The organism is Larkinella terrae, assembly GCF_009668025.1.
In the GTDB taxonomy this organism is placed as follows: domain Bacteria; phylum Bacteroidota; class Bacteroidia; order Cytophagales; family Spirosomataceae; genus Larkinella; species Larkinella terrae.
On the sequence record NZ_WJXZ01000014.1, the window covers coordinates 1247936 to 1265685 of the forward strand.

Consider the following 17750-nt stretch of genomic DNA (forward strand, 5'->3'; position numbering starts at 1 on the left):
AACATAAATTTAGACAAGTCTAAATTTTGCCGATTATTTAATTTATTGACTCGATATTTCAACCTTTTACCTTGGAAAACGGTTCAAGAGACTATATTTGGTGAGAAAGAAATGATGAATTAGGAATGATGAACGATGAATGAAACTAAATTATAGTCATCAGTTTTAGAAACTCATCGTTCATCATTCCTAATTCATCATTTCCATTTTCCATTTCATCCCTTTCCTTTTATGCGAAAAATTGCGATGCTGGGTTCCGGCTTCATTGGCCGGTTCTACGCTGAATCCATTCACGGTCAACGGGGCCGCGACCGTGTGGTGGCTATCTACGCCCGCCGGGAAGAAAGTGCCAAAAAATTTGCCGCCGACTACGGCTGTTCCATCTGGGGAACGAATATGGAAGAGGTGATTGCTCATCCGGACGTTGACATGGTTTGCATTGCGCTGCCCAACAACATCCACGAGGCTGCGGTCATGCTCTGTGCCAAACACAAGAAAGCGGTGGTGAGCACCAAACCGCTGGGGCGCAATGGCGAAGAAGCCCTGCGGATGATGAAGGCCGTGGAAGAAGCCGGAATTTTTGCCGGTTACCTGGAAGACCTCTGCTACACCCCCAAATTCCTGAAAGCCCTGGAAAGCGTTAAAAGTGGAGCCCTGGGCCGGATTCTGTGGGCGAAATCGCGCGAAACCCATCCGGGGCCCCACAGTGACTGGTTCTGGGACAAGGAGCAGGCCGGTGGTGGCTGTATGCTCGACCTCGGGTGCCATTGCGTCGAGATTTCCCGAAATTTTATCGGAAAAGATGTAAAACCGGTCGAAGTGATGTGCTGGGCGGCCACGCAGGTGAAACCCATCGACGCGGAAGATCACGCCATTGCGCTCGTGAAATACGAGAACGGCGCCATCGGGCAGTTCGAAGTGAGCTGGACGTTCCGGGGCGGCATGGATTTGCGCGACGAGGTGATGGGAACCGAAGGCACGATCTGGATCAACAACTTCCTGCGCACCGGTTTTGAGATGTTTACGACCGGAAAAGGCGCCGATTACGTCGCCGAGAAAGCTGAAAGCACGACCGGCTGGCTTTTTCCGGTTGGCGATGAAGTGAACGATCTGGGTTACAACCACATGTTTACGGATATGTTCAACGCGGCCGATCAGGGGCGCGAACCCGCCGAAACGTTTTACGACGGTTACGTGGTCAATGCGGTGCTGGATGCGGCCTATCGTTCGGCTGAAACCAGGCAGTGGGAACCGGTTCATTTGCCGGTCTGGCGGGGCCGCGAAGGGTTGACGCAGGAATCGACACTGGTGGAGTACGACGAAAACTTCTACCTGATCAAGGAAGAGGTGACGCACGACGGTCGCCATAAGGTGATTCTGAAAGACAAAGAAACCGGACGGATTCTGGAGCGCGATTTAACGTAGGCAACCAAGAATTTAAAAGCCACTACCTTGTCGGCAACTTCCAACAGCCCGGACACCGATTCCGGCGAGCTAACCCTGATTTATTTGCCCGGTTACGCCCAATTCCTCCTGGATCACCATCTGGAGGAGTTGGCAGCCGAGTTTATTCGCCTGTTCCGGGAAGTCAACCTTCCGATGCTGGCCTTTTTTGAGTCCATGCCGGAAGACCAACTGCTGGAACTTTCGAAGAAAACCACGGCGCACCTGCTGACGGCTTTTGTGAAAAACCGGGCGGTTGAAAACATCGTTGCGACCGTCAATCGCTGGTCGCAGGACCAACTGCCCAATATCGGCCGGAACCAGATCGCGACGAACGATATCGGAGCAGTCAGCTACGTTCGGAAACAGGCTCTGACTTCTTTTTTAACGCGCTATTCGGCTGATCCGCAGGTTATTATTCAGGTGGTCCGGGAAATCGACCGGTATGTGCTCGAATTGCAAAACCGCATGATTGCGCAGTACATCAGCGTGTTGAACGAGCATTTGAACCAGCAACTGCATTTCACTGAAAAAATAACGGATACGGCCCCGGCCATCATTGCCACTTTCAACGCCCATACGGGGAAGTATTTATTTATTAGTCAGGGGTTTGAAGTTCTGCTCGGTTTTTCACCGGAGCGGGTCCTGGACGAAGGCATCGGTTTTTTGATGAACCTGATCCATCCCGACGATCTGGTCAAATTGATGGACGAAAATGCCCGGGCGCTGGAAAAGGTAAATCGGCTGCCGATGGGTGCCGACGAGGTGCAGGTGTCGGAATTTAGATATCGGATTCGCCACCAGAACGGAAACTACCGGTGGTTCCAAACGTACGGTACGGTTTTCGACCGCAACAGCGAAGGAAAGGTGGAGCATATTCTGAACATTTCGCTGGACATTACGGATCAGGTGGACGCGGAACATCAGGCTCAGGATAAAAAACGGCAACTGGAACAATCGAACGCCAGTTTGCAGGAGTTTGCCTACATCGCCAGCCACGATCTGAAAGAACCGCTGCGGAAAATAACGGCTTTCGGCGACCGACTGTTGCAGAATCAGGGCACCAAAATGGACGAGGAAGGGCAGCTTTATTTGTCAAAAATCATCGACGCGGCCCAGCGAATGCACGAAATGATCGGTGATGTCCTGTCGGTTTCGCTGATTTCGTCCGACCAGACGTTCGGCAAACACAGTCTGCAACGGCTGCTGGAAGAAGTTCTGCAGGCCCTCGAACACCAGATTGAGCAGGTGAACGCCGATATTCAATCCGACCAATTGCCGGAGGTAATGGTTGTGGCTTCGCAATTCCGCCAGCTTTTCCTGAATTTATTGACCAATGCCTTTAAATTTGCCCGGAAAGAAAACCCGCCCGTTGTCCGGATCACGCACCGGTTTTTACAGCCGGCGGAAATCGCTCAGCCCGGCCTGACGCCCGCCCGACGTTACCTGGAACTGAAAATTGCCGACAACGGAATTGGGTTCGACAACCGGTACGCCAACAAAATCTTCGCGATTTTCCAGCGGCTGCACGCCAAAAAAGAATTTGAAGGCACCGGAATCGGGCTGGCGATTTGCCGGAAAATCGTTGAGAATCACGGCGGTATCATCTCAGCGAGCGGCATTCCGAACCAGGGCGCCACGTTCACCATCGTCATTCCCGGCTGATGTCAAAATCGGCCGTGCAGAATGTAACTATCGGTTTTGGCGTACAGGGAAGAATAGAAACTGAAATCGGGGCGGTTCGTGTCGAGCCGTTTATCGAGCCGCAACAACGGGCTACCAATGGGTACATGTAACTGCTTCGACAGCTCCCCGTCGGCCGTGACGGCCAGCACTTTCTGTTCTCCGCCTTTCACCAGCAATCCGTATTTGGTGCGCAGCAAATCGAACAGCGAGCGGTTTTCGAGCCGCTGGCGGGAAAAACCGGGCAAATAGCGGTTTGGCAAAACGACTTTTTCGTAAAAAACCGGTTCGTCCTCCATCGCGCGCAGTCGCTCCAGGTAATAAAAACCGACTTTGCTGTCGTCTTCAGTCGGGTTGAACAGAAAATCTTCCGGGTACGGATGCAGCCGGGGTTTGGTCAGAATGGTGGTCGTCATCCGCTCTGCCCGCGTCGCATTGGCGGTATTGGCCAGCCGCCCGACTATCGACATCACGCCCAAACCGATCGGTAGGGGCTGAACGATGCTGCCTTTTCCCTGGTGTTTCCGGATGTAACCGTCCTGAACCAGAAGCCCCAGCGCCTGCCGAATCGTGGGTTGGGTTAGCCGAAACTGATTCTGAAGGTCTTTTTCGGACGGTAACAAGTCGCCCGATTTAAAATCGCCACGGATAATTTGCTGGCGGAGTGATTCATACAAATACTGATACTGCGGGATGCGGGTAGGCCGATCGTTCATAGGGAATAGAGGTTGGTGGGCAAGTATACGAAAATCTGTCCGATCTGAAACTTATTATAATAAGTTATAGGAATACTGAAATTGCCTTTATACCTTCGTTACCTCTATTTCATTCTACTTTTTTTATAAAATGGATCAACTTTGGTTGGCCAATAAGCGAATTGTCATCGTTGGCGGCACGACCGGCCTGGGTTTGTCGGCGGCTCATGCGTTTGTCGCGCAGGGTGCGCGGGTGGTGGTGGTTGGCCGGAATGAGGAAAGTTGCAAAGCGGCCGAAGCGCAGCTGGGCGGTTTTGGCATTGCGCTGAACGGCGACGCTACCGATCCGGCCACGGCGGTTTCGGCCATTGCCATTTGCCAGGGCGAGTTTGGCGGTTTCGACGGACTCTACCACGTGGCGGGTGGCAGCGGTCGGCGGTTTGGCGACGGCCCGTTGCACAATCTGACGCTGGAAGGCTGGAATAAAACATTTGAGCTGAACCTGACGTCGCTGATGCTGTCGAACCAGGCCGCTGTGCATGCGTTTCTGGATCAGAACTCGGGCGGAACGATCCTGAACATGGGTTCGGTGCTGGGTTTTTCGCCCTCTCCGAAGTATTTTGCGACCCATGCCTACGCGGCCACCAAAGCGGCCATCATCGGTTTTACGAAATCGATTGCCGCTTATTACGCACACAATGACATTCGGATCAATGTTTTAGCGCCCGGTTTGGTGGAAACGCCGATGGCGCAACGGGCCGCGAACGACGAAACCATCCTGAATTTTATCGCCACCAAGCAACGTCTGGATGGCGGTCGGATTGGTCAGTCAAGTGACCTGGACGGAGCCGCAGTGTATTTTATGTCTGATTATTCCCGGTTTACCACGGGTCAAATCCTGTCGGTTGACGGTGGCTGGTCGGTGAGTGAAGGGCAGTATTAGGGAACGGTTTACGGTTTTTGGTTTACAATGGCTGACGCGTTTTTTTGAATGCGTCAGCCATTGTAAAACAAAAACCGTAAACAGAAAACCGTTAAAAAAATGAACGCAATTGGCATCGACATTGGTGGCACCCGGATCAAAGGCGTCCTGATCGAAACCGAAACCGGAGCGGTTTTGCACCGGGTCGTCTGTTCGACCAATGACGGTGAAGGCGGGCAATGGAAACAGGCAGTTGCCGACACGTTCCAGCAGTTGAAAACCGCAGCCGGAGAATCGGTGTTGCGGGTTGGTTTGTCGGCGCCGGGTTTGCCAACGCCCGCCAACGACGCCATAGCCTGCATGCCGGGCCGACTGCCGGGGCTGGAAGGTTTTGTCTGGTCGGATTTTCTGGGCACACCGGTTCGGGTTTTGAACGATGCGCATGCCGCTCTGATGGCCGAAGCCCGCTACGGAGCCGCCAAAGATATCCGAAATGCGCTGATGCTGACGCTCGGCACGGGCGTTGGCGGAGGATTGCTGATCGATGGAAATCTGTACCAGGGCTATTACCAGATGGCGGGTCATTTGGGCCATGTGACGGTCGATGCGGGCAATAACCAACTGGGAATCACGAATATGCCGGGTAATCTGGAAGATGCCATCGGCAATGCAACGGTGGTTCGGCGGTCGTACGGGCGGTATCAAACCACGCAGGAACTGGTCGATGCCTACCGGAAAAACGAACCGCTGGCCACGCTGGTCTGGCTGACGTCGGTTCGGCAACTGGCCGTGACGATTGCGGGTTTTGCCAATGCTTTTTCGCCGGAAGTCGTGGTGTTGGGTGGCGGCATTATGCAGGCTGGCGATGCCTTATTCGGGCCGCTGGAAGCCTATCTGGAGGTGTTTGAATGGCGTCCGGCGGGTAAGAAAACCGCTATTCGGAAGGCCCATTTTGAGGATTGGGCCGGGGCCATTGGTGCCGCCGGTTTTGTTGGGAATGAGATGTATTAATGTAATCCTATGATAGATAGCTATTTAGAAAAGTGTCGCCAACTGATTGACACGGTTGAACGGCAGACCACGCAATTGCAACAGGCCGCCCAATGGTTTGCCGATACGATTCTGGCGGGCCGGATGGTTCACGTTTTCGGATCGGGCCACAGCCGGATTATGGTCGAGGAAATGTGGCCGCGCTACGGTTCGTTTCCCGGTTTCAACCCGATTGTCGAACTGTCGCTGACCTTTCACAATCTGGTGGTCGGGGCCAACGGACAACGTCAGGCGATGTTTCTGGAAAATGTCTCCGGATTGGCCGAGCGAATTCTGCGTAACTACGACCTTTCGGAGCAGGACACGGCGCTGGTCATTTCGTCGAGCGGCTGCAACGTCGTACCCATCGAAATGGCTGAGGAGTTTCAGAAACGGGGCGTAAAGGTGGTCGCTTTGATCACGAAAGAACATTCGGACCGGAGTACGAGCAAACGCCAGGACGGTTTGAAACTGAGCGATTTTGCCGATTTGATTCTGGATACGGGCGCACCCGTTGGCGACGCGATGGTGTCGGTTCCGGGCCTTGACACGCCGGTCGCGCCGGGTAGTACGGTAGGTGGAGCCCTGATTATCAACAGCATCAAAGCCGAACTGGCCCGACTGCTCACCGAAGCCGGTCATCCGCCCAAAGTCCTGACAGCGGGCGTCGTTGCGGGCTCCGAACGCGCTACGGAACTGTTCGAAGCCGCCTACGACGAACACGCTCACCGGCTGGCGAAACTGTATGCCCAGGTTGGGAAATCGACTCTTGTCCGTGGGTAGGTGATGCTGAACCATCTACACCTACCGCTCATCGCAGAAACCGACATTCTGGTCATCGGGGCTGGGTCGGCGGGCTGCGTGGCGGCTTTGTCGGCTGCCGCTGAAAAGCGGTTTTCGGTGATGCTGGTCGAGCGATACGGTTTTCCCGGTGGCACTTCCACCCAGATGCTTGATACGTTTTACGGTTTTTTCACGCCAGGTTCCAGCCCACGGAAGGTCGTCGGCGGCTGGCCCGATCGCGTGGTGAATGAACTGCATAAAACCGGTGATATTTTTCTGCGTCCCAACACCTATGGTGCCGGAACGGGCGTCAACTATAACCCGGAACGGTTGAAACGGGTGTGGGATCAGTTGATTTTGCAAAGCAGTATTCGGTATTTGTTGCACACCTCGCTGGTCGATGTCGGGCAGGAAGGGGAGCGGTTTATCGGTATTTTCTGGAACAAAGGCGGTTTTGGCAAGGTCGTCGCCCGGCGGGTCATCGATGCCTCGGGTGATGCCGATTTCTGCCATCTGGCCGGTTTGGCGTACGAAACCGCCGGAGAACACGAACCCGCCCAAAGCCTGACCACGACCTTTAGGATGAGCAACGTCGATCTGGAATGGTATGAACGCGAAGGCGGCAAGAAAATGCTGGCCGGGAAAATGCGGACTGCCGTCGAAACCGGAACGCACGCGTTGCCCCGCAAGGAAGGTTCGGCCCACCGAATGAACGCAAAAGGTTGTATTTCGACAGTGGCCGTAAAAGTCAGCGGGCTATCGGCTTTGAAGGCCGATGAACTGACCCAAGCCGAGGTGGAAGGCCGTCGGCAGGCGTTTGTCTACGAGGAGTTTTTTCGGGATGCGGTCCCCGGTTTTGCCCAGTCGAATATCATTGGGCTTTCGCACCAGATTGGCGTTCGCGAAACCCGGCGCGTCTATGGCGAGCATCGGTTGACCAAAGACGAATGCCTGTCGGGCAAGTTGCCGACGGACCGAATTTTTCTCTGCGGAGCGCCGATTGAAGATCATCGCCAGGGCCTGAACGGCGAAGACGAAACGCATTGGGAATACATTCCGGGCGCAGGGGTGTACGGCGTTCCTTACGGCACGATTGTCCCGAAAGGAAGTCAGTCGGTTTGGGTCGTCGGGCGGTGTTTTTCGGCGACCCACGATGCCCACGCTTCCTGTCGGTCGATGGCCCAGACCATGTCGATGGGGCAGGCTGCGGGCTTGGCGGCTGTTCAATCGCTGGTACAGGATGAACCAGCCAATCAGTTGGATACGAAAGCATTGCAGGATAGTTTGTGTCGAATTGGGGCGGTTTTGGAAGTACCGTCAAAGGACTATGATTACGATGATTGGCAATGATAAAATGATTTTTATTCTGGAGGGATTGGTTATGATAAAAATGATTTTTTGCCATGATGCAATGAGAAATCAAATTCATTTGATCAAATCATTTTTATCATCAACAACCGTATAATCACTGTAATCATAGGCAGTCAATCACCGTAATCATAGTCTAGTGAGCTTCGTCAGAACAATTCTCGGAGATATTGACCCGGACCAAATCGGAATCACGTATGCGCACGAGCATATTGTGATCGAAGATAGCTTTCCGACGCGCAGCAACCCGGATTTTCTGCTGAACGACGTGGCCAAAATATCGGAGGAATTGCAGCGGGTGTACGACGCGGGTGGCCGGACGATGGTGGATACCATGCCCGCCAATTGCGGTCGGAACGTGCTGAAACTGGCGGAGGTTTCGCGGAAAACCGGTATTCAGATTCTGGCACCGACGGGCATTCACCTGGAAAAATATTACCCGCCCGACCATTGGCGGTTTCGGTATTCCGAAGACCAGTTGACGCGGCTGTTTATCGCTGATATTGAGGAAGGAATCGACCGATACGATTACGGCGGACCGGTTGTCGAGCGCACTTCGCACCGGGCCGGGTTGATCAAGCTGGCGACGGGCGACGAAGCGTTCACCAGCCATCAGGAAACGGTTTTTCGGGCAGTAGTAAACGCACATCGGGCCACGGGAATTCCGATTCTGACGCACACCAACGAAGGGCGGTTTGCGCTGGAACAGGCCGAATTGTTCGACCGGTTGGGAGTCAATTTGCAGCACGTTGTGATTTCGCACGTTGATCGGAATCAGGACGTTGACTACCACCGGGCGGTTTTGCAAACCGGCGTTCGGGTCGAATACGACAGCGGTTTTCGCTGGAAAGCGGGCGAGCCCAATGGAACCTACCGGCTCCTGCAGGCGCTGTTACCCGATTTCCCGGATCAGATTACCGTGGGCATGGACGCGGCCCGGAATACGTATTGGCAATCATACGGCGGAAAACCGGGTTTGACGTGGCTGCTGACCACTTTTTGCGACGATCTCCGGCGACTGGATTTAGCGGATTATTTTCAAAAGTTATTCATTGATACCCCAAAACGACTTTATACATGCAACCGAACCCCATCCGCACGACCGTCATAGGCAGTTACCCGTTCCCCGGCTGGCTGGAATTTGCGTCCCAGAACCTCGACAAATTCGGTGCGGCCGACATTGAGGAGATGATCAACGACGCTGTCATTGCCGCTATTCACGATCAGACGACGGCCGGTCTGGATGTCATTACCGACGGTGAACAAACCCGGCTGGACTTCAACCTGTCGTTTTACGGCTACATCAAAGGGCTGAAACCCAATCATTCCGAGACGCGCAAATTCGGCCCGCCCGCGCACGATCAGCGCGGCAAACATTCAATTGTGGAGGAATTGACGGCTCCGAAAGGCTTGGGCGTCGTCAGCGAATACGAGCGGCTGAAACGGCTGGCTCCGGCGGGTCCGACGCTGAAAGCATCGGTTCCGGGGCCGTATACCCTAAGTGGCCGGATGTTGCCCAACGACCGCTACCAGGATCGGTACGACATCACGGAAGCGTTGCTGCCAATTGTGCGGAAAGAACTAGAGGATTTGGTGGCGGCTGGCTGCACCGAAATTACCGTCGACGAGCCCTCAATGTCGTGTTATGCCTACAAGGAAGACACGAAGCGGTTTGTCGATATTTTCAACCGGACGGTGGCGCCGGTGGTCGGGAAATGCCGGTTGTCCACGCACCTTTGTTTCGGAAATTTCAAAGGCCGCCCGGTCGGGTACCGGAAAATTCACCCGATGCTGCCGGATTTTCTCGATCTGTCGGTCGATGAGGTGCACGTTGAAATGGCTAACCGGGAGTTCGACGAAATTGAATTGATTGCGGAATTTGCTCAGAAAATGGATGTGGCCGTCGGTATTATCGATGTGAAAAACTATTACATCGAAACCGTTAAAGATGTCGTGGAACGGATCGAAACGTGCCTGAAATACATTCCCGCCGAGAAACTGGCCGTAGCACCCGATTGCGGTTTGAGCCAGACCGCTCGCTGGGCCGCTCGTCAGAAGCTGGTCAACATGGTGGCCGGAGCGAAGAAAGTAAGGGGAAACTGAGAAAGACATCCGTTTTATGAAGGAATTAATTCCGGCATTTCAAAAAGACGAAACATTTCTGGCGGACCTGGAAACCGCTCGTTCCCGGCCCGACCAGCTTCACGTCTGGTGGTTGGGGCAGAGCGGTTTTTTGGTTCAATGGCAGAAGCGGTTTTTGCTATTTGATCCCTACCTGTCTGATTCTCTTTCGATTAAATACGCGAACACCGACAAGCCGCACGTTCGGATGTCGGAGCGGGTTATCGATCCGGCGCTCCTGACGATGATCGATGTGGTAACGTCGAGCCACAATCATACCGACCACCTGGACGCCGAAACTTTAATTCCGCTGTTCATCGCCAGCCCGAACGTGCAGTTCGTGATTCCCGAAGCCAACCGGTTTTTTGTGGGCGATCGGGTGAAACGCGATGCGGTTTTTCCGGTTGGTCTGACCGACGGCGAAATCGCTCAAGTCGCCGGATTCACGTTTCACGGCGTTCCGGCGGCTCACAACGCTCTCGAACGCGACGATCACGGTCGGTGTAAATTTATGGGATTTGTGGTGCAGGCCGGGCCGTGGACGCTCTATCACAGTGGCGATACGCTCTGGTACGACGGCATGGTGGAAATTCTGAAACCGTTTAACATTGACATTGCCTTTTTGCCGATCAACGGAAATAAACCCGAACGACGCGTGGCCGGGAACCTCAACCCGGAAGAAGCCGCTCGGCTGGGGAAAGAAATTGGTGCGGGGCTGGTGATTCCGCACCATTACCACCTGTTTGAGTTCAATACCGAAGACCCTGCCAACTTTGTTCGCGAAGCCAAGCAGTATCAGACGCCTTACCAGGTGCTTCAGTTAGGCGAGCGCTGGAGCGGTAAAAAGGATTTGGGAGGAACTGTTGAAAATTGAATGGCGAATGCCGAATATTGAAGAAAGGTCCTGTTCCGAACCCATCCTTTCTTCCGTATGAAAAAAATAGCCGCTTTTTTTCTGCTTTTTGGGCCGCTCTACGCTCAAAATCCCAATTTTAAACTTCAGGTTGTCGATAATCAGATCGCGATTGGCTACGGTTTGGCCATTGGTGATGTCGACGGGGACAAAAAACCGGATATTCTAATGGCGGATCAGAAAGCCATTGTCTGGTACCGGAATCCGGGAAAACCGGGCGATGCCTGGCAGCGGCACGTCATGGCGCAGGACCTGACCCCGCAGGACAACGTTTGCATTGCCGCCCGCGACATCGACGGTGACGGCAAAGTGGAAGTGGCCGTCGGCGCGGGCTGGAACCCTTCCGAAACAAACGATACGACGAAATCCGGGGCGGTTTTTTACCTGATTCGCCCCAATGATCCCACGCAGAAGTGGGAATCCGTTCGGCTTCACCACGAAATCACCACGCACCGGATGCGCTGGGCGCGGATTGCCCCAAACCGCTATCAACTTATTGTCGTGCCGTTACACGGTTTGGGTAACAAAAACGGGGAAGGTAAGGGTGTGAAAATTTTTGGGTACGAAAAACCGAAAGATCCGCGCAATCCGTGGTCGATGCAACTGGTCGATTCGACGATGCACATGACCCATAATTTTGAAATTTGGGAAGATGGTGCCGAAACCCAGTTGCTGATTGGCAGCAAGGAAGGTGGCAAAAATCTGGCTTTTCGGAACGGGAAATGGACGCCGATTGACCGCTGGATTGGAGCCGGAAACGGCATGGGAGAGGTACGTCGTGGTTTTCAGGGCGGGAAAGTACCTTTTGTCGCAGCTGTTGAACCGATGCACGGTAACAAACTGGTCGTCTACAAAAACGGTCCGATTGCGGATGCGCCAAACAAGCTGATGTACGGCGTTCAGCAAACGCTGAGTGAGCAACTGAACCAGGGCCACGCGCTCGCTTGCGGAGATTTCCTGAAACTTGGTTACGACCAGATTGCCGTCGGCTGGCGAAACCCGAATGCCGAAAAGAAAGTGGGCGTGCGGCTTTTTGTGCCTGACAAAACCCTGCAAACCTGGAAAGAGCAATCGCTCGACGATAGCGTGATGATGGCAACCGAGGATTTGCAAGCCGCCGATCTGGACGGTGACGGCGATCTGGACCTGATCGCTTCCGGCCGGGCGACGCTGAACGTGTTGATTTACTGGAATTTGAGATGAGGACGCGGATCAGTCGGTCCTGAACTGGGATTACGCAGATTAAAAGGTTAACTGGGATTGGCTAGTGCAACCTTTTATATCCTCTTAATCTTTTAATCCGCGTAATCCCAGTTCAGGACTAATTAATTCGGTTCCTATCCCCTTAAAATTTGCTAATTTAAAAATCCGTTTCAATATTTGTGTAATTAATTACGTAATTTAAAACGTAAACTGTTAAAGATATGGATTTGATGGCGCAACTCGGCCCATTGGCTTTTGGAAGCCGCCTGAGACGGCTCAGTGATTTAATATCGAAGCAGGCATCAGCGGTTTATGAATCGTTTGGGATCGACTTTGATCCGAAGTGGTTTACGCTCTTTTACCTGCTTTCCCGAAAACCGCCCCTGAGCGTCACCGAAATCGCGGATGAGCTGGGTTTTTCGCATCCGGCTATTATTCAACTCGCGAAGGAACTGGAACTGGCCGGTTTAATCCGTTCGGAAAAATCGGGGAAAGATAGTCGGAAACGGTTGCTGTCTTTGAGCGACAAAGGCCGGGAATTGCTACCGGAACTGGAGAAAATCTGGCAGGCTATCAACGAGCTAAATACCAAACTCATTAATAAACAGCGCCATAACCTCATTTTTGCGATGGAAGAAATGGAAGAAACGCTGGCGGAAGAGCATTACCTGAGTCGTTTCAAAACCTATTTCAAGATGAAACAGCTCGACGAAGTTGAAATCATCGATTTTGATCCGGCTTACCGGGAGCAGTTCAAACAACTGAATCTGGCCTGGATCGAGAAGTATTTTAAAGTGGAAGAACCGGATATTCGGGCGCTGAGCAATCCCGAAGGATACATTATCGACAAGGGCGGACGCGTTTTTTTTGCCCGCTACAACCACGAAATTGTCGGAACCTGCGCCCTGTTGAAACAAAGTGAAGGGGTTTATGAGCTTGTCAAAATGGCGGTTTCACCGGAAGCGCAGGGGAAACAGATCGGCAAGAAACTGTGCATTCACGCCGTGGAAATGGCCCGGCAGATGGGAGCCAGGCAGGTGTACCTCGAATCGAACACCCGCCTGACCCCCGCGCTCGAGCTATACAAAAAAGTGGGATTCTACAAGGTGGAGTCCAGCCCGTCGCCCTACCAGCGGTCGAACATCAAAATGCAGATGGATCTGTAAAGCCGGTCTACGAAAGCTGAACGCCCAGGTTGCGTAACGCAGCCGAAAGCCCTTCCAACTGGGTAGGCATCTCGCCCTCGGGGCCAACTTCGGAGCTGAACTCCTCGGTGGCGTCGGCAATTTCGTTCAAAAGCCGCTGAATCGTTGCCGTATCGGGCGATTCTTTTGATAATGTTTCGCTTAGTTCGGTCAATTTGTTCCCCAGCGGGCGGGTGTTTTCGGCCTGATTCAGAATACCAATCCATTGCTGAATCAGGTTTACGCTATCGTCGCCCGGAACTTTATTCTGATCATTGCTCAGAATTTCAATGGTATCGTCCAGCAGGTTGGTTGTATTTGCGATTGTGGCCATGTTATAAGGAAGTAGCTAGGGTCTGAATTGCGTTGGCCAAATTACGAAGCGGTACGCGGAAATCCGAATCAGCGTTGGACGCCAGCACGCTTAATTGTTCCGACATATCGAGTAAAATAGCCTTGACCGTGACCGTATCGGGCTCTTCGCTTTCCAACTGACTTTTCAGTTCCTCCAGTGACGTAACCACCTGCTGGTTCGCGGGCGAACGATCGAGTTTTTCCAGCCACTGATTGATCAAAACCGGGCCGTCGACCGGCACAATGCTGGTGATTCCGCCGTCATTCAGGGCCGAGGCTGTTGTTTGAATAAGATCGGTGAATGATTGCTCTGTCATATCAAATCTGTTTAATACCTAACTAAATCTACCGGCCGCTCTGACCGGTTTTTTCGTCGGCACTATCCATTTTTTCCGAAATGGCCGGGTTAAATCCGGGGTTGCCCGCAGCACTTCCCGTACCGGTTTGGGTAAAAATCTGCGCCCGCCCGTGTTTCTCTTCCAGCGAACCGCCTTCTCCATTGACGGTTCGGCCGAAGTCGCGAAGGGTTTCCGACAGGTCATGGAGTTGTAATTTTGACTTGTCATCAGCCGATCCGGCAACTTTTTGAGTCTGATCAGCCAGTTCATTGAGGATGACTTTTATTTGCCCGCCATTCGGATTATTTTCCTGCAATTGCATTTTTAACTCGCTGAGGGTGTGGGCAATGGGATTTAGATTTTCATCCGAGTCTCCGCTTCGGAGGGCCGTCAGCCAGTGGTCGATGAGTGAAATACCGTCGGTGGTCGAAATAGACGTGGTATCCCCATTGAAGGTGTCCATCGTCGAACTGATCAGGTTAATTGCCTGTTGATTTGCCATTTAGCGTTGTTGGTTATGGTTTTCTGAAAATTATTTGGCCATCGCCATATTGAAGTTCGGTAAGATGTCAATCAGTTGATTCAGCGCCTGCCGCTGTCCACCCATTGCATCGTATCGATTTTTCGTGGTGTGCCATTGTGCTGATCCGGTTGATTTTCGGGTACGGAATTGAACGCATGATCCGCCGTATTGTTCGTACCTTTGCGATGTTTTTAGCTAAACGACGGATGGACCCAACGCAGCTTTACCCCGAAATACAATTCCAGTTTGCCCGCAGTGGCGGGAAAGGCGGTCAGAACGTCAACAAAGTTGCGACCAAGGCCGAACTCTATTTCGATATTCCCAACTCAGCGGTTTTAACAGCGGAAGAAAAGGCGGTTTTGCTCGAAAAACTGATCAATAAAGTCACGACCGAAGGGGTGCTGGTCTTGTATCACCAAACCGAGCGGACGCAACTCGCCAACCGCGATAAAGTAACCGAGAAATTCTACCAGCTCATTCAAAAAGCCTTCGAAAAAGCCAAGCCCCGGAAAGCTACCCGCCCAACGAAAGCGTCGCGCGAGGAAAAACTAGCTGAAAAGAGAAAAAGGGGCGAAGTGAAAGAACGACGGAAAAAGGTCGATTTTGACTAAAAAACATGGAAACACTTCAGACTGAACGCATTTCGTCGGCTTTTCAAATCCTGCTGGGCGACCGGTTTACGGGTCAGCTCGACGTCCGGAAGGAGCACGGTTCCGGCTTTAGTTACCACACCTGCATGCCGCCGGATTGGGTAGCCTTTCCGCGTTCGACGGAAGAAGTTGCCGCGATCGTGGCCATTTGCAGTACCTACCAGCTTCCCATTATTCCGTTTGGCGCCGGAACGTCGATAGAAGGTCACATCTTGGCTGTGAATGGGGGCGTTTGCGTTGATCTGCGGTTGATGAATCAGGTGCTGGAAGTCGATACCGCCAACATGTGCGCGACCGTTCAGGCAGGTGTGACGCGCAATCAACTGGACGACGTCCTGGAAGGCAGCGGTTTTTTCTTTCCGATCGGTCCCGGCGTCAACGCCACTTTGGGCGGAATGGCGAGTACCCGGGCGTCGGGAACGAACGCCGTTCGCTACGGAACGATGAAAGACAATGTGTTGTCGCTGACGGCGGTTTTGCCCAGCGGACAGGTCATCAAAACCGCCAGCAAAGCCCGAAAATCGTCGTCGGGCTACGACTTGACCCGCTTACTGATCGGTTCGGAAGGAACGCTCGGCATTATTACCGAGTTAACGATCAAACTGCACAGTTATCCGGAAGCGATTTATGCCGCGATTTGTTCGTTTCCTGAGGTCGAAGCGGCCGTTAATACCGCCATTAAAACCATTCAGAATGGCATCGCAATTGCTAAAATCGAGCTGCTGGATGCACTTTTGATGCGCGCCGTCAACCGGTTTTCAAAGCTCGATTACCCGGAAAAACCGACGTTATTGCTGGAATTTCACGGTTCGCCCGCCGAAATAGAAGGGCAGATTTCGAAAGTACAGGCGATTGCGCGGGCATTTGGCGGGGACGATTTTTGCTGGGAAAAAGATGAAGTCGCCCGCTTGCGGTTGTGGCGTGCCCGAACCGATGCCGCTCCGTCGGCTCAGGCGATGGTACCCGGTTCCAAAATCATGTCAACCGACGTTTGCGTGCCGATTTCCCGACTGGCCAAATGCATTGTCGATACCCAAACTGATATTGCCGAAACCGGTCTTTTCGCGCCCATTCTCGGGCACGTTGGCGATGGGAATTTCCACCTGTCCATCCCGCTCGATCCCACCGACCCCAGCCAGTTTGAGCGGGCCAAAGCCCTGAATGAACGGCTGGTACAGCGGGCTTTGGCGCTGGAAGGAACCTGTTCCGGCGAACACGGCATTGGGGTTGGAAAACTGGCGTATATGAGCCAGGAACATGGCGAAGCGGTCGAAGTGATGCGTGCCATCAAAACCGCCATTGACCCGGCCAATTTGATGAATCCCGGAAAACTGCTCCCGCCCGAAAAAAAATAACCGGTACCTGCCGTTGGGCCGATACCGGTTTTGATGAGGAGTCGCTCCTTAATGATGCGACTTGTAATGTTCGGCCAACACATCTTCGCCAAAATCGCTCGTCAGATCCCGAACGACGGTGTGCGTGTGGTTCGCCTGATTCTGCGCGTTATCGTATTCGATCAGAATCGTCGGGCCGTGAATCCGGTAATACTGGCCTTTGCCGGGACCAAAACCGGGTTGGCGGTCGCCCGCCCAGGCAAACACCAATTTATCCAGACCAACTTTTTTCAACTTTTCCAACTGCTGATTTTTCAGCGTCACGTGGTAGTTGTTCAGGTACGTATCGAGCAGTGTCAGGAACGTTTTCTGCTGACTTTCCGTCAGTTGCGGAAATGGAATGCCCTCCATTTTCTCAATCGATGCCTTCCGAACGTTGGTCGTGATGATCTCCTGCGGAGACGTTTCGCTGAGCAGGGCCAGCTTCATCTGATCGCTGTTCAGGGAGTTCACCAGCGCGAAGCCGAGCTCGGCTTCTTTTTTCAGAATTTGTTTGCCTTTCTGCGGGACGTCGATCCGGACAATGTCCGGGTTACTGCCGAGGAAGGTTGGCGTCATGCCGGAAATTTTGCCAGTCAGGGACGAAAACTGCCACAGGAGATGGTGGCCATTCAGGCGCCAGCCCCAGGGTTCTTTGGCATTGGGCTCACCAAAAAAAGTAAAAAAGTAATTCACCGGATCGCGGTGCGTATCGTTGGGAGGGCGGTTTTCCTGCACACGGAGCACGTTTTCCATGTCCATGATAGCCGTGGTTTTCTCGTAGCCCTGTTCACTCATTGCCAGTTTCACCAGCGCCATGGCGGCTTTCTGCTGCTCCGGATTCATTTTCTTCATCGACAGGCCTTTGCGCGGAACGGGCGTATAAAACCAGACATACCGCTCATCGTCGCTGAACGGATAGAGCGCCAATTTGCGCTGCTCTTCGTCGAGGGTTTTGATGAAGGCGGTAACTGCTGCGGCCATTTCCTTCCCAATGGGTTCGCGGGTAGGGGGCGTAAAGGCCAGCAGGAACCCGGTCAGGAGAATCAGGTATTTTTTCATGAAGGCTTAGGAATTTTGGTCGGAAGATACGGATTTTTGCGTTTTGTGTTACTATGTAATCCATTTGGAAACGATAATCTCACCAACTTTCAAATCCCGGAAAAAG

At 53.0% G+C, this 17750-nt stretch carries 18 protein-coding genes; 13 read left to right on the top strand and 5 right to left on the bottom strand.

Annotation, left to right across the window (positions count from 1 at the left end; translation table 11 throughout):
• Positions 1–231: 231 nt before the first annotated feature.
• Together GJJ30_RS26760 and GJJ30_RS26765 are read left to right on the top strand one after the other, a co-directional pair.
• Positions 232–1425, top strand: a complete 1194-nt coding sequence (locus tag GJJ30_RS26760; RefSeq protein WP_154178223.1) for a Gfo/Idh/MocA family protein — start codon at positions 232–234, stop codon at positions 1423–1425.
• 27 nt (positions 1426–1452) lie between these two features.
• Positions 1453–3108: a sensor histidine kinase gene (locus tag GJJ30_RS26765; RefSeq protein ID WP_154178224.1), complete on the top strand. Its 1656-nt coding sequence runs from the start codon at positions 1453–1455 to the stop codon at positions 3106–3108.
• A 2-nt stretch (positions 3109–3110) separates the two neighbouring features.
• On the opposite strand, the gene GJJ30_RS26770 is transcribed toward GJJ30_RS26765, so the two are convergent.
• A complete protein-coding gene (locus GJJ30_RS26770) occupies positions 3111–3842 on the bottom strand; it encodes a GntR family transcriptional regulator (RefSeq protein ID WP_154178225.1) in 732 nt (243 codons plus the stop codon).
• Positions 3843–3972: 130 nt separating this feature from the next.
• On the opposite strand from GJJ30_RS26770, the gene GJJ30_RS26775 reads away from it, so the two are divergent.
• The 9 genes from GJJ30_RS26775 (at position 3973) to GJJ30_RS26820 (ending at position 13326) form a co-directional block, all read left to right on the top strand.
• Positions 3973–4764 (top strand): SDR family NAD(P)-dependent oxidoreductase, encoded by a 792-nt coding sequence (locus tag GJJ30_RS26775; protein WP_154178226.1) that lies wholly within the window; start codon positions 3973–3975, stop codon positions 4762–4764.
• 99 nt (positions 4765–4863) lie between these two features.
• Positions 4864–5754: an ROK family protein gene (locus tag GJJ30_RS26780; protein WP_154178227.1), complete on the top strand. Its 891-nt coding sequence runs from the start codon at positions 4864–4866 to the stop codon at positions 5752–5754.
• 9 nt (positions 5755–5763) lie between these two features.
• Positions 5764–6555 carry a sugar isomerase domain-containing protein gene (locus GJJ30_RS26785; RefSeq protein ID WP_154178228.1) on the top strand — a complete coding sequence of 264 codons (792 nt, stop codon included), beginning with the start codon at positions 5764–5766 and terminating at the stop codon, positions 6553–6555.
• A 3-nt stretch (positions 6556–6558) separates the two neighbouring features.
• A complete protein-coding gene (locus GJJ30_RS26790) occupies positions 6559–7905 on the top strand; it encodes an FAD-dependent oxidoreductase (protein ID WP_154178229.1) in 1347 nt (448 codons plus the stop codon).
• Between the two features lie 157 nt (positions 7906–8062).
• Positions 8063–9034, top strand: coding sequence for a phosphotriesterase family protein (locus GJJ30_RS26795; RefSeq protein ID WP_310588395.1), 972 nt, complete (start codon positions 8063–8065; stop codon positions 9032–9034).
• A complete protein-coding gene (locus GJJ30_RS26800; RefSeq protein ID WP_154178230.1) occupies positions 9001–10026 on the top strand; it encodes a methionine synthase in 1026 nt (341 codons plus the stop codon). The genes GJJ30_RS26795 and GJJ30_RS26800 overlap by 34 nt, the downstream gene beginning before the upstream one ends.
• Before the next feature lie 16 nt (positions 10027–10042).
• A complete protein-coding gene (locus tag GJJ30_RS26805; RefSeq protein WP_154178231.1) occupies positions 10043–10918 on the top strand; it encodes an MBL fold metallo-hydrolase in 876 nt (291 codons plus the stop codon).
• 57 nt (positions 10919–10975) lie between these two features.
• The gene (locus GJJ30_RS26810; protein ID WP_154178232.1) at positions 10976–12160 is read left to right on the top strand and encodes an FG-GAP repeat domain-containing protein; all 1185 of its coding nucleotides are present in this window, start codon (positions 10976–10978) and stop codon (positions 12158–12160) included.
• Positions 12161–12381: 221 nt separating this feature from the next.
• Positions 12382–13326: a bifunctional helix-turn-helix transcriptional regulator/GNAT family N-acetyltransferase gene (locus tag GJJ30_RS26820; RefSeq protein WP_154178233.1), complete on the top strand. Its 945-nt coding sequence runs from the start codon at positions 12382–12384 to the stop codon at positions 13324–13326.
• A gap of 7 nt (positions 13327–13333) precedes the next feature.
• On the opposite strand, the gene GJJ30_RS26825 is transcribed toward GJJ30_RS26820, so the two are convergent.
• From GJJ30_RS26825 to GJJ30_RS26835, 3 genes are read right to left on the bottom strand one after another with little or no spacing between them, the layout of a single operon-like run.
• The gene (locus GJJ30_RS26825; protein WP_154178234.1) at positions 13334–13678 is read right to left on the bottom strand and encodes a hypothetical protein; all 345 of its coding nucleotides are present in this window, start codon (positions 13676–13678) and stop codon (positions 13334–13336) included.
• Between the two features lies 1 nt (position 13679).
• Positions 13680–14015, bottom strand: a complete 336-nt coding sequence (locus tag GJJ30_RS26830) for a hypothetical protein (protein WP_154178235.1) — start codon at positions 14013–14015, stop codon at positions 13680–13682.
• Positions 14016–14043: 28 nt separating this feature from the next.
• Positions 14044–14538: a hypothetical protein gene (locus GJJ30_RS26835; protein ID WP_154178236.1), complete on the bottom strand. Its 495-nt coding sequence runs from the start codon at positions 14536–14538 to the stop codon at positions 14044–14046.
• 104 nt (positions 14539–14642) lie between these two features.
• Here GJJ30_RS26835 and arfB point away from each other — a divergent pair, with 104 nt between their 5' ends.
• Together arfB and GJJ30_RS26845 are read left to right on the top strand one after the other, a co-directional pair.
• On the top strand, positions 14643–15170 hold the full coding sequence (gene arfB / locus GJJ30_RS26840; RefSeq protein ID WP_310588396.1) for an alternative ribosome rescue aminoacyl-tRNA hydrolase ArfB: 528 nt from the start codon (positions 14643–14645) through the stop codon (positions 15168–15170).
• 5 nt (positions 15171–15175) lie between these two features.
• A complete protein-coding gene (locus GJJ30_RS26845) occupies positions 15176–16564 on the top strand; it encodes an FAD-binding oxidoreductase (protein ID WP_154178237.1) in 1389 nt (462 codons plus the stop codon).
• A gap of 48 nt (positions 16565–16612) precedes the next feature.
• Here the strand turns inward: GJJ30_RS26845 and GJJ30_RS26850 are convergent, their stop codons facing one another.
• Entirely contained in the window at positions 16613–17644 is a 1032-nt protein-coding gene (locus GJJ30_RS26850) for a DUF3500 domain-containing protein (RefSeq protein WP_229313444.1), read from the bottom strand.
• Between the last annotated feature and the right edge of the window lie 106 nt (positions 17645–17750).